Consider the following 14174-nt stretch of genomic DNA (forward strand, 5'->3'; position numbering starts at 1 on the left):
TTCACTCCTTCCGCGCGGATCCCGGGCCCCGCCGATAGCGGGGCAGCGCCGGGTCGAAGGGGGCCCAAGCCGGAGCGCTGTCGGTCCAGATGTAGGCATCCGGCGCGCGCAGCCCGGGATTGTCGAGAGTGCCGGCCCGGATCCGGATCGGCTGGGTCCCGGCCGGCTCGGTCGTGCGGCTGTAGATCTGCGAGCCGCACTGCCGACAGAAACCGCGTTCGACGGTGTTGCCGCTGTCGGCGGTCATGCGCAGCGTCCCGATGTCACCCGCGCAGCGGAAGGCTGCCTCGGGGAACAGCACGTTGACCGTGGCCGAGCCGCTGGCGATGTACTGACAGTCGCGGCACCAGCACATGCGGGCACCAAGGGGCTCGGCGGCGAGCGCATAGGTCACCGCGCCGCACAGGCAGCGCCCGGCGTGGCCGCCCTCAGCCACCGCGCCGTGCCATGAAGGCCAGCCGTTCGAACAACATGATGTCCTGCTCGTTTTTCAACAGAGCCCCGTGCAGCGGCGGGATGGCCTTGGTCGGGTCGCGGTTCTGCAGCACGTCAAGCGGCATGTCCTCGGCCAGCAGCAGCTTGAGCCAATCGAGCAGTTCGCTGGTCGAGGGCTTCTTCTTCAAGCCCGGGACCTCGCGCACCTCGTAGAAAATCTCCAGCGCCTTGCTCACCAGCACCTTCTGGATGCCGGGGAAGTGGACGTCGATGATCGCCTGCATCGTGTCGCGGTCGGGAAACTTGATGTAATGGAAGAAGCAGCGGCGCAGGAAGGCGTCGGGCAGCTCCTTTTCGTTGTTCGACGTGATGACGACGATTGGGCGTTCCTCCGCCACGATCCGCTCCTGCGTCTCGTAGACATCGAAGCTCATCCGATCGAGCTCCTGCAGCAGGTCGTTGGGAAACTCGATGTCGGCCTTGTCTATCTCGTCAATCAGCAGGACGGGCAACTGGGGGCTGGTGAAGGCTTCCCACAGCTTGCCCCTGCGAATGTAGTTGCGGATATCGTGGACCCGTTCGTCACCAAGTTGGCCATCGCGCAGGCGCGCCACCGCATCATACTCATAGAGCCCCTGCTGGGCCTTGGTCGTAGACTTGACGTTCCACTCGATCAGCGGGGCGCCCACCGCTTTGGCGATTTCATGGGCCAGAACGGTCTTGCCGGTCCCGGGCTCGCCCTTGACCAGCAGCGGACGACGCAACAGCACCGCCGCATTGACCGCCACCTTCAGATCGTCGGTGACGACATAATGGCTGGTGCCTTCAAAACGCTGCATCGGTCATGCCCCGGTGGTCATTGAAGCCGCAAGGGTAGGTCCGGGCGGAGCCCGGAGCAAGACTCCCACGGCCAGAATCGCTTGGCCGATGGCGAGCCAGGGTCACACCCTGGCATCCGACCGTGGTGAAGGCTGCGCTGGTGGCAGGAAGCCACGGGAAAGGGTGATCGCCTTGTTCAAGGGCGACCACCCCACCGGGAAACAGGTTTCAGCCGTTGGGCCAAGAATTCCGCTCCGACCGGCCGCGAATCAGGCGTCGACCCGGACCGTCCGTTCGCCACCGTCACCACCGGCGTAGACCCCTCGGTATGCCCGTGAATTGGACAAACTCGTCATTGGCGAAAAAAAAGATGTATCGGCCTGGCATCTTGCCAGCGTGCCGCCGGACCGGGGCGTTCCGCGGCCCGGGATCAGGCGTCGATCAACTCGGGATCGATTTCGCCGGCGCGGTTCTGGATGAACATGAAGCGGTGCTCGGGGTTGCGACCCATCAAACGATCCACCAGATCCTTCACAGCTGCGCGTCCTTCGTACTCCGGCGGCAGGGTGATCCTCACCAACGACCGGCTGGACGGGCTCATCGTGGTTTCCCGCAGCTGCTGCGGGTTCATCTCGCCCAGTCCCTTGAAGCGCGAGACCTCGACTTTCTTGCCCTTGAACCGGGTTGCCTCGAGCTCGGCGCGATGCGCGTCGTCGCGGGCATAGGCACTGACCGAGCCGCTGGTGAGCCGGTAGAGCGGCGGCTGGGCCAGATAAAGGTGCCCGCGCCGGACCACCTCGGTCATCTCCTGGAAGAAGAAGGTCATCAGCAGCGTGGCGATGTGCGCACCGTCGACATCGGCATCGGTCATGATGATGATGCGGTCGTAGCGCAGCGCGTCGGGGTTGCAGTCCTTGCGGCTGCCGCAGCCAAGCGCCAGGAGCAGATCGGCGATTTCCTGGTTGGCGCGGATCTTGTCCGCTGTGGCGCTGGCCACGTTGAGGATCTTGCCACGGATCGGCAGGATCGCCTGGGTCTTGCGGTCGCGGGCCTGCTTGGCGCTGCCGCCCGCCGAATCGCCCTCGACGATGAACAGCTCGGTCTCGCCGTCGCCCTCGCCCGAACAGTCGGTCAACTTGCCGGGGAGGCGTAGCTTGCGGGCGTTGGTCGCGGTCTTGCGCTTGACCTCCCGCTCGGCCTTGCGGCGCAGGCGCTCGTCCATGCGTTCCATGACATGCCCGAGCAGGGCCTTGCCACGATCAAGGTTGTCCGAGAGAAAATGGTCGAAATGGTCGCGCACGGCGTTTTCGACCATCCGCGCGGCTTCCGGACTGGTCAGCCGGTCCTTGGTCTGGCTCTGGAACTGGGGATCGCGGATAAACACCGAAAGCATGACCTCGCTGCCGGTGATCACGTCCTCGGGAGCGATGTCCTTGGCCTTCTTCTGGCCAACCAGCTCGCCAAAGGCCCGGACGCCCTTGGTCAAGGCAGCGCGCAGACCCTGTTCGTGAGTGCCGCCATCGGGCGTCGGGATCGTATTGCAGTAGTAGCTGAACGCACCGTCTGACCACAGCGGCCATGCGATCGCCCACTCCACCCGACCCTGCTGCTCACCCCGCTCGTTGGCAGGGAAGTCCTGCGCGCCGCGGAAGAATTCGGTCGTGACGCATTCGCGGGTGCCGAGCTGTTCGGCAAGATGGTCGGCGAGGCCGCCCGGGAACTGGAAGGTCGCCTCGGCCGGCACCTCTTCGCTGGCAAGGCTGGCGGCGCACTTCCAGCGAATCTCGACCCCGGCGAACAGGTATGCCTTCGAGCGGACGAGGCGGAACAGCCGGGCCGGCTTGAACCGCGCGTCCGCCCCGAAGATCTCCAGATCGGGCACGAAAGTGACCGTCGTGCCGCGCCGGTTGGGGGCATTGCCGATCTTCTCGAGCCGGGTGGTTGGCAGGCCGCACGAGAACTCCTGCGCGTAGAGCTCCTTGTTGCGCGCCACCTCTACCCGGGTCAGCGTCGACAGGGCGTTGACCACCGAGATGCCGACGCCGTGCAGGCCGCCCGAGGTGGCGTAGGCCTTGCCCGAGAACTTGCCGCCGGAGTGAAGCGTGGTGAGGATCACCTCGAGCGCCGACTTGCCGGGAAAGCGGGGGTGCTCGTCCACCGGGATGCCACGGCCATTGTCGGCGATGGTCAGGCGGTTGCCCTCCTCGAGCGTCACTTCGATGCGGTTGGCATGGCCGGCCACGGCCTCGTCCATCGCATTGTCGAGCACTTCGGCGGCAAGGTGGTGCAGCGCGCGCTCGTCCGTGCCGCCGATGTACATGCCGGGACGACGCCGCACCGGCTCGAGCCCCTCGAGCACCTCGATCGCCGAGCCGTCATAGCTGTCACCGCCGGCGGCCGGCAGCTTGTCGAAGAGGTCATCAGACATGGCGCGACTATACGGGCCGCGCGATTCCCCGCGCAAGCGCCCTTGACCGGTTATCGTCAGGGTTGGTCGGGCCGGTTCAGTCCTGGAAGCGCGCCGGGGCAGGGCTGACCGCGGTCACGCCGCCGTCACGCACCTCGTTGACCTCGAAGGCGCGCTCGACCACGCCGTTCTCGGAGAAGCGGAACGGCCCGTCGAGCCCCAGGAACCCGCCGCGGTCACCGAGCCGGCCGGTCGGAAAGGTGGTTCCCGGCTTCCATTCGCGCGCCACTCGCAGGGTGAGCAACACGGCATCGTAGCCCAGCGTGGCGAGGCGATAGGGCTTGGCTCCGAAGCGCGAGTGGTAGCTTTCGGCGAACTGACGGAAGCGGGTGTCGGGTACGGCGGCAAACCAGGCACCGGACAGGGCTGTCCCGCCGAGGGCGGCGGCATCGCCACTCCACAGCTCGGTGCCGAGCAGGCGCACCGGCGGCTTGCCAGCCTTGAAGGCCGGTGCGGCCAGCGCGGCAATGCGGCCGCCATCCGCCACCAGCACCGCTTCAAACCCGCCGCGGGCGCGCAACCGTCGGGCCGCGCTGACGACCGAGGTGTTGCCCCGGGCAAAGCTCTCGCTGGCGACCAGCGCACCACCCGTTTCCAGGACCGCAGCATTGAATGCCGCCGTGGCGCGCTGGCCATACTCGCCTTCGGGCACGAGCGCGGCGAAACGCGAAATCCCGCGCGAGCGGGCAAAGCGCACCGTCCGGCCGATCGACTGCTCGGGCAGGCTGCCCATGATGAAAGTGCCGGGAGCCGCCACGCCGATATCGTTGGAGAAGGCGATGATCGGTACCCGCGCCGGGCGCGCAATCGTCGCCACAGCGGTCGCCTCATCACCCATCAGCGGGCCGAGAATCAACTTGTTGCCATCGGCGATCGCGCGGGTCGCGGCCACCGAGGGACCGGCTGCCGTGTCATAGGTGGTGAGGCGCAGGTTGCTTGCCCCGGTGTCGAGCAAGGCCATGGTGGTGGCATTGGCCAGGCTTTGCCCGACGGCGCCGTTGGGCCCGGACAGCGGTACCAACAGGGCGACGCGGTGACGCAGCTGGTCTGCGGGAAGCGTGCTGGCACTCGGCTGCTCGGGCGGGGGCGCGACGGGCGGAGCCTTGGGAACCACCGCGCAGCCTGCTACCAGAACCACAGCCATGCCGGCCATCAGACCGCGCCGATCGAACTTACCGCCAAACATCCTTGCCGCTTCCTCCCAACGTGGTCCATGAGCGCGATCATGGCCACGCCACTTGAACCCGGGCTCTACATCGTCGCAACGCCGATTGGCAATCTGGGCGACATCACGCAACGCGCGATCGACACGTTGCGTTCCGTCGCGGCGGTTGCCTGCGAGGACACGCGGGTCACCGGCAAGCTCCTGCAGCACCTGGGACTGCGCGCGCGGATGATCCGCTACGACGATCACGCCAGCGAGGCGACGCGAGACCATCTTTTACAGATCGCCGCGACCGAGCCCCTCGCGCTGGTCAGCGACGCCGGCACCCCGTTGATCTCGGACCCGGGCTACCGCCTGGTCCGGGCGGCGCGGGAGCGCGGCATAGCGGTGACCAGCCTCCCCGGGCCAAGTGCCGCGGTGGTGGCGCTGACCCTCGCGGGGCTGCCCAGCGACCGCTTCCTGTTCGCCGGGTTCCTGCCGGGAAAGGACAAGGCGCGCGCCGACGTGCTGACCGAACTGGCCGCGGTTAAGGCAACGCTGGTGTTCTACGAGACCGCGCCGCGCCTGCTCGACAGCCTGACCGCGATTGCCACCGTCCTGCCGGATCGCGAGGTGGGCGTGGCGCGCGAACTGACCAAGCGCTTCGAGGAATGTCGCACGGGCAGCCCCGCGGCGCTGAGCGCGCACTATGCCGCCCATCCGCCGAAGGGCGAGATCGTCCTGCTGGTCGCGCCGCCCGGCGCGGCAGCCGCGCCCGCCGAGGCCGATGTCGACGCGCTGTTGAGAGCTGCCCTGGCCGGGGCCAAGCCCTCGCAGGCCGCCGGGCTGGTGGCCAAGGCCACCGGGCTTGACCGCAAGCTGCTCTACGCCCGGGCACTGGCGCTCAAATGAACCGCCGGCGCGCCGAACGGGACGGCCGGCGGGGCGAGGGGCTGGCCGCCTGGTATCTGCGGTTGAAGGGGTGGCGGGTGCTGGCGCGGCGGCTGCGCACCGCTCGCGGCGAGGTGGATCTGGTGGCGCGGCGGGGTGCGACGGTGGTCTTTGTCGAGGTGAAATGGCGCCGGTCCGAGGCCGAGCTCGCGACCGCGCTCGATCATCACCGCCTGCGCCGGGTGATCGCCTGCGCCGAGGCCCTGGCGCCGCGCTTCCTGCGGCCGGGCGACGTGCTGCGGATCGATGCGATCCTGCTTGCACCCGGGCGCTGGCCGCGCCACATCGCCAACGCGGCGCTCGCCTGAGCGCTCCCGGCCGGAACAGGAATGCCCATGACCCTGCGCGTCGCGGTCCAGATGGACCCGCTTGAATCGATCAACATCAACGGGGACTCGAGCTTCCACCTGATGCTCGCGGCCCAGGCCCGGGGCCATGCGCTGTGGCATTACGACGTGGGCTCGCTCGCCTATGACACGCTCGACGGCGCTGGCGGCCGCATCACCGCCTGGGCCGCGCCGGTAACCGTGCAGCGCGTGGCGGGCGATCACTTCCAGCGCGGCGACTACCGCAAGATCGACCTGGGCGCCGAGATCGACGTGGTGCTGATGCGGCAGGACCCGCCGTTTGACCTCGGCTACATCACCGGCACCCATATTCTCGAACGGCTGGCCGGGACCACGCTGGTGGTCAACGATCCCGTGGCGGTGCGCAACGCCCCGGAGAAGGTGATGGTGCTCGATTTCGCGCGGTTCATGCCGCCGACGCTGGTCGCGCGGCGGATCGAGGACGTGCGCGAGTTCCAGGCGCGCAACATCGCCAGGGGGCTGGGCGGCGACCTGGTGATCAAGCCGCTCCACGGCAACGGCGGCAAGGCGGTGTTCCGGATCCCGGCCGACGGCAGCAATCTCGGCGCGCTGATCGAGATGTTCCACAACGCCTGGGTCGAACCCTTCATGGTCCAGCCGTTCCTCCCGGGCGTGGCCCAGGGCGACAAACGGATCGTGCTGGTTGACGGCGTGGTTGCCGGGGCGATCAACCGCAAGCCAGGTGAGGGCGAGTTCCGCTCCAACCTTGCCGTGGGCGGATCGGCGGAACCATGTGACCTGACCGCCCGGGAAGAGGAAATCTGTGCCGCGCTCGGACCGGTGCTGCGGCAGCAGGGGCTGGTCTTTGTCGGGATCGACGTGATCGGCGGCGAATGGCTGACCGAGATCAACGTCACCAGCCCGACCGGCATCGTGGCGATCGACCGGTTCAATGGCAGCGACACGGGCGGCCTGATCTGGGACGCGATCGAGCTCCGCCACGCAGCCATGTTGCGCGGCTAGCGGCGCTCGGCGCAACGGCGCGCGGGCACGAACCGGCCCGCGCGGGGTTGACGCCACGCCATGCCCGAGACGCCATGAACGCCTGGATCATCCATCTTATCGAACAGGGCGGATACGCCGGCATCTTCCTGCTGATGGTGCTGGAAAACGTGTTGCCGCCGATCCCGTCCGAGCTGATCATGGGCCTGGGCGGGATCGCCGTGGCGCGCGGGAGCATGACGTTCTGGCCCTTGCTGCTGGTCGGCACCCTTGGCTCGACGCTGGGCAACTATGTCTGGTTCCTGATCGGCGACCGCTTCGGCTACCTGCGGCTGCGGCCGATCGTCGGCCGGTGGGGCCGCTGGCTGACAATGGACTGGAGCGCCGTCGAACGGGCCACCGCGTTCTTCCAGCGCCATGGCCAGTGGGTGGTCTTCGCGCTGCGCTTCTCGCCCTTGCTGCGCACCATGATCTCGCTGCCGGCCGGTCTCGCGCACATGTCGCACGCCCGCTTCCTGGCGTTCACCTTCGCCGGGGCGGCGGTGTGGAACACCCTGCTGATCCATGGCGGCCGGCTGGTCGCGCGCTACCTGTCGGCATTCGAGGATGCGATCGGCTACGGCATCGTCGGCCTGACCGGGGTGGTCGTGCTGTGGTACCTGTGGCGCGTCGCCACCTGGCGCCCGCGTGACTGAGCCGCGCCCGCCAGGCCCATCGGGCCGCGCCACTCAGGCCTCGCGCGGATGGGCGTGGCGATAGACGTCGAGCAGAGTGGCCGCATCGACCTTCGTATAGATCTGGGTCGAGCCGAGGCTGGCATGGCCGAGCAATTCCTGCAGGCTGCGCAGATCGGCTCCGGCGCCGAGCAGGTGCGTGGCGAAGCTGTGGCGCAGCGCATGCGGCGTCGCGCTTGCGGGCAGGCCCAGCGCCATGCGGGCCCGAGCCACGGCACGTTGCACCAGCCCAGGGGACAACGGCCCGCCGCGCGCGCCGCGGAACAGCGGCCCTTCCGGCGGGAGCGGCCAGGGGCAGCGCGCGACATAGTCTGCAACAGCGGCACGGACCAGCGGCAGCACCGGCACCATGCGCTGTTTGCTGCCCTTGCCGGTCACCACGATCGTCTCGCCCAGCGGCAGGACCGCCGCGGTCAGCGACAGCGCCTCGGCGATGCGCAGCCCGCTGCCGTAGAGCAGCAGCAGGACGGCGCGGTCGCGTGCGCCGATCCACTCTTCCGTGGCATCCTCGTGCACTGTCGCCGCCAGGTGCACCGCCTCATCGGGGGTAACCGGGCGCGGGATGCCCTTCTTGACCCGCGGCGCGCGCAGCCGGGGCGCCAGCGCCTCGGGCACGCCGGCCCGGGTCCTAGCAAAAGCGAGGAAGGCCTTGAGCGCCGAAAGCTCGCGTGCGGCCGAGGCATTGGTCAGGCCCTCGGCGCGGCGCGCGGCAAGGTGCTGGCGCAAGGCTCCGGCGTCAAGCGCCGCCAAGGCCTCCCACCTGTCCACACCGCGCGCGGCGATCAGCCGCGCCGCGGTGGCGACATAGGCGCGCACGGTGTGGGGCGAACGGCGGCGGCCGTGGGCCAGATGATCGTGCCAGGCCTCAAGCAAGGCGGCACGTCCAGTCATGACGCCACCAGTTCGGTGGACACCAGTTCGGCCAGCAGCCCGTCGAGCAGCGGCAGCCCGGCCGCGGTAACGCCGATCCGCCCGGCGCGAGACCAGACCAGGCCCTGATCGGCATAGAAGCCGAGGCGCGCGGCATCGACCAGAGCGTCGCGTGCCAGGCCGAACCGGTCGGACAGGGCGCCAAGGTCGATCCCCTCGACCAGCCGCAGCCCCATCAGCAGCGCCTCGGCCGCCTGCTCGGGGCCGGGCAGGGGGCGCTCCTCGGCCAGGCCATGGCCCTGCGCCGCCACGGCGGCCAGCCAGTTCTCGGGCTTGCGGTGGCGGACCGTGGCGCAGCCCCCGCGGCGACCGTGGGCGCCCGGCCCGATCCCGGCATAGTCCTGATAGCGCCAGTAGGCGAGGTTGTGGCGGCTCTCCTCGCCGGGGCGGGCGTGATTGCTGATCTCGTAGGGAGGCAGGCCGTGGTCTTCGGTCAACGCGCCGGTCAGCGTATAGAGGTCGGCGGCCAGATCATCGTCGAGCGGGACGAAGCGGCCCTCGCGGACCAGCGTGGCGAACCGCGTGCCGGGCTCGATGGTCAGCTGGTAGAGCGACAGGTGGCCGGTGCCGAAGCCCAGCGCGCGGCGCAGCTCGGCCTCCCACTGCTGCGGGGTCTGGTCGGGGCGGGCATAGATCAGATCGAAACTGACCCGTGCGAAATGCCGCTGCGCCACCTCCAGCGCCGCCAGCCCCTCGGCCACGCCGTGCAGCCGGCCGAGGAAGCGCAGTGCGGCGTCGTCGAGCGCCTGGAGCCCCAGCGAAACGCGGTTGATGCCGGCCCCGGCCAGCGCGGCAAACCGATCCGCCTCGACCGATGAGGGGTTGGCTTCCAGCGTGATCTCGATCCCGGGCGCGAAGCCCCAGAGCCGCTCCGCCTCCGCCAGCAGCGCGGCGACCAGCGCCGGCGGCATCAGCGAGGGGGTGCCGCCCCCGAAAAACACGCTGGCGAGCGGCTCACCGCCCGCCACCGCCGCTTCATGCCGAAGTTCGGTAAGCAGGGCGTGCTGCCACTGCGCATGGTCCACCCCGTCGCGGACATGGCTGTTGAAGTCGCAATAGGGGCACTTCTTCAGGCAGAACGGCCAGTGGATGTAGAGCGCGCGGGCCATGCGCCGGGTCTAGGCGGGAAACTGCTCGGCGACCAGCTTGGCGAAGGCATCGGCGCGGTGGCTGATGCGATGCTTCTCCGCCGGGTCGATCTCGGCGAAGGTTTCGCTCCGCCCGAGCGGGACGAACACCGGATCGTAGCCGAAGCCCAGCGCGCCGCGCGGCGGCCAGGTCAGCGTGCCATCGACCCGCCCTTCGTAGACGGCGCTGGCACCGTCGGGCCAGGCGATCGCCAGCACGCAGGCGAACCAGCCCGACCGGTCGACCGCAGGGCCCTGTTCGGCCAGCAACCCTTCGACCTTGCCCATCGCCATGTACCAGTCGCGACCCTGCCAGTCCTTTCCGGGTACGCCTTCGAACCACTGCCGCTCGGCCCAGTCGGCGGTGTAGACCCCGGGCCGGCCGTCGAGCGCAACCACGCAGAGCCCCGAATCGTCCGCCAACGCCGGCAGGCCCGAAGCCTCGGCCGCCGCGCGAGCCTTGATCAGCGCATTCTCGACAAAGCTCGTCCCGGTTTCGGCGGGCTCGGGCAGCCCAAGGTCGCCGGCCGACACGCATTCGACCCCATAAGGCGCCAGCAGCGCGGAGATCTCGCGCAGCTTGCCTGCATTGTGGGTGGCGATGACGAGCTTACCGGCGAGCCTGGGCACGGGATCAGCCCTTGGCCCGCGCCACGGCCTCGGCCTGAGCCGCGAAGATCCGTTCGCAGCCGATCCGGGCAAGACGCAGCAGGCGGAGCAGGCCCTCCTCGTCATAGGTCGCGCCCTCGGCCGTGGCCTGGACCTCGGCGATCCGGCCTCCCTCGATCAGGACAAAGTTGGCGTCGGCATCGGCACTGCTGTCCTCGATGTAGTCGAGATCGAGGACCGGGGTCCCCTGGGTGATCCCGCAAGACACGGCGGCGACCCGTGCGGTCATCGGATCGTCCTTGATCAGGCCTTGCGCCATCAGCTTGTCGATCGCGATGCGCAGCGCCACCCAGGCCCCGGAGATCGCCGCGGTGCGGGTGCCGCCGTCGGCCTGGATCACGTCGCAGTCGAGCACGATCTGGCGTTCGCCCAGCTTCTTGAAATCGCACACCGCGCGCAGCGAGCGCCCGATCAGGCGCTGGATTTCCTGGGTGCGGCCTGACTGCTTGCCCTTGGCCGCCTCGCGGCTACCGCGGGTGTGGGTGGCGCGCGGAAGCATCGAGTATTCGGCGGTCACCCAGCCTTCGCCCTTGCCGCGCAGGAACGGGGGCACCTTCTCCTCGACGCTGGCGGTGCAGATCACCTTGGTGTCACCGAAGGCGACAAGAACCGATCCTTCGGCGTGCTTGGTGTAGTGCGGCTCGAACGAAAGGGTCCGCATTTCGTCGGGCGCACGGCCGGAAGGGCGCATCGGGTCATTCCTCTGTTGCAGGGCAGGATAAAGGTGTCAGACGGGGCGTTTGGCGCTTCGGGCTTGAGGCTGCAAGAGCAGGGCGTAAATAGGTGAACGGAAAAATGCCCACTTTGCCCATCACCGAACTGACCGACCGTGCCCGGGAGATCTTCCGCCTGGCGGTGCAGGGCTATCTTGATTCGGGCCAGCCGGTCGGCTCCAAGACCCTGGCAGGCGCCGGCGGGTTGCGGTTGTCGCCCGCCTCGATCCGCTCGGTCCTGCACGATCTCGAGATGCTCGGCCTGCTCGCCGCACCGCACACCAGCGCCGGGCGGATGCCCACCGAGTTGGGACTGCGCCTGTTCGTCGACGGGATGATGCAGGTGGCTGAGCCAACCGCCGACGAGCGGGCGGCAATCGAGCGGCGGCTGGCCGCGCCCGGGCCGGTCGAGGCTGCCCTGGCGGCCACCTCGGCGCTGCTGTCCGATCTGTCAGCCGCTGCCGGAGTGGTGATGGTGCCCCGACGCGAACCGGTGCTTCAGCACCTGCAGCTGGTGCCGCTGGCCCCGGGCCGCGCGCTGGCGATCCTGGTCGGCGAAGATGGCGGGGTGGAGAACCGCATCCTCGACATCGACCCCGGCGTCACCGCGGCGACGCTGCAGCAGGTGTCCAACTATCTCTCCGCCCACCTCGGCGGGCGCACGCTGGCTCAGGCCGTGGCGGTGATTCGCGCCGAGATTTCAACGGGCCGGACCGCGCTCGATGCGGCGAGTCGCGACCTGGTCGAGCGGGGGCTGGCGGTGTGGAGCGCCGATGCCAGCCAGCGCCCGGTGCTGATTGTCCGCGGCCAGGCCAACCTGCTCGACGAGACCGCACTGGAAGACCTCGAACGGGTCCGATCGCTGCTCGACGATCTGGAGAACAAGCAGTCGGTCGCCGAACTGCTCGAGGCGGCGCGCGAGGCCGAGGCCACGCGGATCTTCATCGGCGCCGAGAACCGTCTGTTCGCGCTGTCGGGCTCGGCGGTGATCGCCTCGCCCTATCGCAATCGCGAAGGCCGGGTGATCGGCGTGGTGGGGGTGATCGGACCTACGCGGTTGAATTATGCGCGCGTCGTCCCCATGGTGGATTTCACCGCCCAGTCGCTGGGCAAGCTGATCGGATAGCTGGAAAACCAACGGATATGAGTGAAGAGACCAAGCCGCAGGACGCCCCGGCGGCCGCAGAGGACATGACCGAGGCTCAGGCCGAACCCGGGGATTCGCTGGATGCCGCGCTGGAGGCGCTGCGCAACGATCTGGAAACGGCACGGCAGGACGTGCTCTACGCCAAGGCCGAGACGCAGAACGTGCGCCGCCGCCTGGAAAAGGACATCGCCGATGCGCGCGCCTATGCCGCCACGGCCTTCGCCCGCGATATCCTGTCGGTGGCCGACAACCTGTCGCGCGCGCTTGAGGCGATCCCGGCCGAGTTGCGCGCCGACGACAAGATGAAGAACCTTGTCGCCGGGCTCGAGGCGACCGGGCGCGAGATCGAGAAGGTGTTCGCCAGCCACGGGATCACCCGCATCGCCGCGCTGGGCCTGCCGCTCGACCCCAACCAGCACCAGGCGATGATCGAGATGCCCTCGGCCGAGGCCGAACCGGGTACCGTGCTGCAGGAACTGCAGGCCGGCTACATGATCAAGGACCGCCTGCTGCGGCCCGCGATGGTGGCGGTCGCGAGGAAGCCGGACTGAGCTGCGCGCCCGGCGGCCTGTCGGCCGGCCGGGAACCCGGCACTTGCGGCACGCGTTGCGGCCGGTTCAGTTTTGAAGAAGAACGGCCGCTGCTACCGGGTGGACTGCAACCGCTATAAGCGCCGCGGGCTCTGCTGAACCGAGCGCAGCAGGCGTTCCAGGATCTCGGGCGGGTGATCGCCCGGGATCCGTTCCCCGATCCGGTTGAACCACGCGTGACGGATGATCTCGGCCTGCTGCTCGATGCCATAGCGCTCGAGCGGCCAATCCGGTCTCAACCGGTAATCGTAGCGGCAGAACGGATGGCGCCGCAGCGGCAGCCACCAGACGCCATGGCGCTGCGTCTGCCAGACATGGACCAGTTCGTGCACGAACAGGCCCTGCGCGGCAGGACCGGCGGTGGCGAAGTCGTCGCTGTAGCAGCGGCCTTCAGGGTGAAAATGGATGTGTCCGCAGGGCGCCATCACCGTCTGGCGAGGCTGGAACACGAACCACTTGCGGCGCCGGATGGTGATCTCGTCCAGTGCCAGCGCCGGGCCGAACACCTCGCGCGCGATCGTGCGTTCACCCGGCGTCAGCGGCCGGATGCCGCCGGGGGCCAGCTGGTAGGGCGGGCTACTGTCCACCCGCCGCTGCGCCGCCAGGGGCCTCGAGCGGGATCGTCGCCGAGAGCTTGTCGCCATCGGCAAAAACCAGCGTCAGTTCGACCGTACCGCCAGCCTTCCAGTCCGCTGGCAGGCCATCGACCATCACGTGCTTGCCGCCCGGCGCCAGCACCAGCGTTCCGCCGGCCGGGACAACCGGGTCGGCGAGTTCACCCATCTCCGAATGGCCGGCGATCTCGCGGGTTTCGTGCAGCATGGCCATGCCGGCGCCGGCCACGTCGACCGCGGCAAGGGTGGCCGGGGCCGCGGCGCCGTTGGTCAGGGTGAAGTAGACCGCCCCGGGATTGCCCTTGACCGCAGGCAGGACCAGTCGCCCCCCGCTGAGCGCGAGGCCGGGCTTGGCTTCAGGCGCCGAGCTGGCCGCATCGGTCGACGTCGCCGCCGGCTGGTCGGTTCCGCAGGCGGCCAGCAGGGCGGCCAGGGCAAGCGGCGCAAAACGGGCAAAAACAGGCATCCGGCTATCCTCTGGGCAGGGCAAGGGTCTGGGGCGGCCTAGTTGGCCACGGCTCTTG

16 protein-coding genes are annotated in these 14174 nt (G+C 69.0%); 6 read left to right on the top strand and 10 right to left on the bottom strand.

From position 1 onward, the window contains the following. Position 1: 1 nt before the first annotated feature. The 4 genes from H7F53_RS09805 to H7F53_RS09820 all read right to left on the bottom strand — a co-directional run bounded on the left by H7F53_RS09805 (position 2) and on the right by H7F53_RS09820 (position 4907). A complete protein-coding gene (locus tag H7F53_RS09805; RefSeq protein WP_343062008.1) occupies positions 2–436 on the bottom strand; it encodes a GFA family protein in 435 nt (144 codons plus the stop codon). Continuing rightward, positions 429–1274: an AAA family ATPase gene (locus tag H7F53_RS09810; protein WP_185679305.1), complete on the bottom strand. Its 846-nt coding sequence runs from the start codon at positions 1272–1274 to the stop codon at positions 429–431. Before H7F53_RS09810 ends, H7F53_RS09805 begins: the two co-directional genes overlap by 8 nt. A 410-nt stretch (positions 1275–1684) precedes the next feature. Beyond that, complete coding sequence (parE, locus tag H7F53_RS09815; protein ID WP_185679306.1) at positions 1685–3682, bottom strand: DNA topoisomerase IV subunit B; 1998 nt, start codon at positions 3680–3682, stop codon at positions 1685–1687. A gap of 76 nt (positions 3683–3758) precedes the next feature. Further along, entirely contained in the window at positions 3759–4907 is a 1149-nt protein-coding gene (locus H7F53_RS09820) for a penicillin-binding protein activator (RefSeq protein WP_185679307.1), read from the bottom strand. Positions 4908–4946: 39 nt separating this feature from the next. Between H7F53_RS09820 and rsmI the strand changes: the two genes are divergently transcribed. The 4 genes from rsmI (at position 4947) to H7F53_RS09840 (ending at position 7821) form a co-directional block, all read left to right on the top strand. Further along, positions 4947–5777, top strand: a complete 831-nt coding sequence (gene rsmI, locus H7F53_RS09825) for a 16S rRNA (cytidine(1402)-2'-O)-methyltransferase (protein ID WP_185679308.1) — start codon at positions 4947–4949, stop codon at positions 5775–5777. Then, positions 5774–6124 carry a YraN family protein gene (locus tag H7F53_RS09830; RefSeq protein ID WP_185679309.1) on the top strand — a complete coding sequence of 117 codons (351 nt, stop codon included), beginning with the start codon at positions 5774–5776 and terminating at the stop codon, positions 6122–6124. Before rsmI ends, H7F53_RS09830 begins: the two co-directional genes overlap by 4 nt. Positions 6125–6151: 27 nt before the next feature. Then, positions 6152–7147, top strand: a complete 996-nt coding sequence (gshB, locus tag H7F53_RS09835; protein WP_185679310.1) for a glutathione synthase — start codon at positions 6152–6154, stop codon at positions 7145–7147. Between the two features lie 74 nt (positions 7148–7221). Then, the gene (locus tag H7F53_RS09840; RefSeq protein WP_185679311.1) at positions 7222–7821 is read left to right on the top strand and encodes a DedA family protein; all 600 of its coding nucleotides are present in this window, start codon (positions 7222–7224) and stop codon (positions 7819–7821) included. Between the two features lie 33 nt (positions 7822–7854). Here the strand turns inward: H7F53_RS09840 and H7F53_RS09845 are convergent, their stop codons facing one another. Genes H7F53_RS09845 through rph form a run of 4 tightly spaced genes read right to left on the bottom strand, consistent with a single transcriptional unit; the run spans position 7855 to position 11277 of the window. Further along, positions 7855–8751, bottom strand: coding sequence for a tyrosine recombinase XerC (locus H7F53_RS09845; RefSeq protein ID WP_185679312.1), 897 nt, complete (start codon positions 8749–8751; stop codon positions 7855–7857). Then, on the bottom strand, positions 8748–9899 hold the full coding sequence (gene hemW / locus H7F53_RS09850; RefSeq protein WP_185679313.1) for a radical SAM family heme chaperone HemW: 1152 nt from the start codon (positions 9897–9899) through the stop codon (positions 8748–8750). Before hemW ends, H7F53_RS09845 begins: the two co-directional genes overlap by 4 nt. A gap of 9 nt (positions 9900–9908) precedes the next feature. Beyond that, positions 9909–10547, bottom strand: coding sequence for an RdgB/HAM1 family non-canonical purine NTP pyrophosphatase (rdgB, locus tag H7F53_RS09855; RefSeq protein ID WP_343062009.1), 639 nt, complete (start codon positions 10545–10547; stop codon positions 9909–9911). A gap of 4 nt (positions 10548–10551) precedes the next feature. Then, positions 10552–11277 (bottom strand): ribonuclease PH, encoded by a 726-nt coding sequence (rph, locus tag H7F53_RS09860; protein ID WP_185679315.1) that lies wholly within the window; start codon positions 11275–11277, stop codon positions 10552–10554. Between the two features lie 104 nt (positions 11278–11381). Here rph and hrcA point away from each other — a divergent pair, with 104 nt between their 5' ends. Together hrcA and H7F53_RS09870 are read left to right on the top strand one after the other, a co-directional pair. Further along, positions 11382–12425 carry a heat-inducible transcriptional repressor HrcA gene (gene hrcA / locus H7F53_RS09865; protein ID WP_185679316.1) on the top strand — a complete coding sequence of 348 codons (1044 nt, stop codon included), beginning with the start codon at positions 11382–11384 and terminating at the stop codon, positions 12423–12425. A gap of 17 nt (positions 12426–12442) precedes the next feature. Further along, positions 12443–12997 carry a nucleotide exchange factor GrpE gene (locus H7F53_RS09870; RefSeq protein WP_185679317.1) on the top strand — a complete coding sequence of 185 codons (555 nt, stop codon included), beginning with the start codon at positions 12443–12445 and terminating at the stop codon, positions 12995–12997. Positions 12998–13110: 113 nt separating this feature from the next. On the opposite strand, the gene H7F53_RS09875 is transcribed toward H7F53_RS09870, so the two are convergent. Continuing rightward, a complete protein-coding gene (locus H7F53_RS09875; RefSeq protein ID WP_343062010.1) occupies positions 13111–13623 on the bottom strand; it encodes a vgr related protein in 513 nt (170 codons plus the stop codon). Next, a complete protein-coding gene (locus tag H7F53_RS09880) occupies positions 13613–14116 on the bottom strand; it encodes a copper chaperone PCu(A)C (protein ID WP_185679318.1) in 504 nt (167 codons plus the stop codon). The genes H7F53_RS09875 and H7F53_RS09880 overlap by 11 nt, the downstream gene beginning before the upstream one ends. Positions 14117–14174: the final 58 nt, after the last annotated feature.

Origin of the sequence: Novosphingobium piscinae (genome assembly GCF_014230355.1) — a bacterium.
GTDB classification, from domain to species: domain Bacteria; phylum Pseudomonadota; class Alphaproteobacteria; order Sphingomonadales; family Sphingomonadaceae; genus Novosphingobium; species Novosphingobium piscinae.